Source organism: Paraburkholderia sp. Ac-20342, assembly GCF_017104985.1.
In the GTDB taxonomy this organism is placed as follows: domain Bacteria; phylum Pseudomonadota; class Gammaproteobacteria; order Burkholderiales; family Burkholderiaceae; genus Paraburkholderia.
This window is the reverse complement of the sequence record NZ_JAAGPQ010000213.1, coordinates 1-1341: the sequence shown is the minus strand read 5'-3', so window position 1 is coordinate 1341 and position 1341 is coordinate 1. Positions and strand designations below refer to the sequence as shown.

Here is a 1341-nt window from a genome sequence, read left to right as displayed (position 1 = left end):
GTACGCAACGACGACAACCAGAGGGTTCGGAAGCTCTGGCAGATCAACGGACATTGGCGTGAATCTGCCAAAATTTGGCACTAAGCTCACTTTTTTAATCTTCCTGCTGAGGATAAAATTATAAGAATGATATGTATAGAAAGTACTGCTTCCATTTAATATTATTATGGATTCTAGTGGATAACGGCTGATTGCACATTAATATTTGGAGATGGCGATGACTGGGTATGGCGGTTCATTGCATCACTTGTTTTTTTTGCTTTCGGATTATTGGATCTTAATATTGAAGGCGCGAATTAATTGATTTAATTATAAAAAATTGACGAATGGCGAGTGATACCTCAGTCGTGTAATTAGAATGAAAAAATATGATGCGACTGACCTTGCGGTAATCTTATTGATATGCAGGGGTGTATTTTCCATGCATAATCGTGCGGTTACTGTTTTAATAATTTATTAAAAAAATATATAAATAACTATTTCTATGGCCATAAAATGCGTCCCGAATTCGTTTTTATTTTTACAATAGTGGCGGCTATGGGTCTGGCAGTCCTGATCGGGGTAAGAATAGGGCTTAGGCATTTGCGAAGGAAGACTTTCTCGCATGAAGCGACACGTCGGCTGGATCTTGCAATTGAAATGACGAGGCATGCCAGTTGCTGTCGATGCGCGCAGGCGCTGGTAGGATCGCCAGGCGCATGCGACCCGTATGAGGTTCATTGCGGGGGCGACATTGAGTTGGCATCGTCCGGTGAATCGAAGGCAAATATGCTAATTGCGCGCGCTCCAGGTACAAGGCTTCCCATCACATGAAGGGAAATATGTAGTGCTCGCTCGTGGTTAAACCCGGTACTTGTCGTTTGCTTACTACTGGTTGCCAGACTGCTCTGGATTTGCCCTGGAGAATTGCTACCGCAAAGAGGTAAGCCGCATAGCGGTGGCTTGCCGGCGGCGCATTCGCATGCGCACTTCGTTGACATGCTGGCGTTCACCATATCGATTCCGCAGGTCTGTGACCCGGCGATCACGCTGCTGATCGCTATTGCGTCTTCGGCCTTGGCACTGCGGCTGGTCTGCCAGAAAACGCTGCCATGGTCGCGGCTCTGAGTCGGTGCGTTGCTGATGAGGCCGGCCATCCCCAGCACGCACTATACGGACAAGGTCGCAATGCGCATGACTCCGGGTATCGAGTATGACTTGCTGCTCTTAACGGGAAAACGGGAGTACAGCGTGAAAGGAATCGTCTTCAACCTGTTGGAAGAGCTGGTGCGCCGCGAGCACGGCGAGGACGCATGGGATGACCTGCTTGACGCGGCACACGTGCAGGGCGCCTATACGTCG

At 48.7% G+C, this 1341-nt stretch carries 1 protein-coding gene; it reads left to right on the top strand.

Features of this window, described 5'->3' with window-relative positions; genetic code table 11:
• The first annotated feature begins 978 nt into the window (after nt 1-978).
• A complete protein-coding gene (locus G3N58_RS34430; protein WP_241017357.1) occupies nt 979-1107 on the top strand; it encodes an MHYT domain-containing protein in 129 nt (42 codons plus the stop codon).
• Nucleotides 1108-1341: the final 234 nt, after the last annotated feature.

Excerpts from the sequence above, each read along its gene's own strand:
- G3N58_RS34430 (WP_241017357.1), top strand. The coding sequence starts at position 979 with ATGCTGGCGTTCACCATATCGATTCCGCAGGTCTGTGACCCGGCGATC.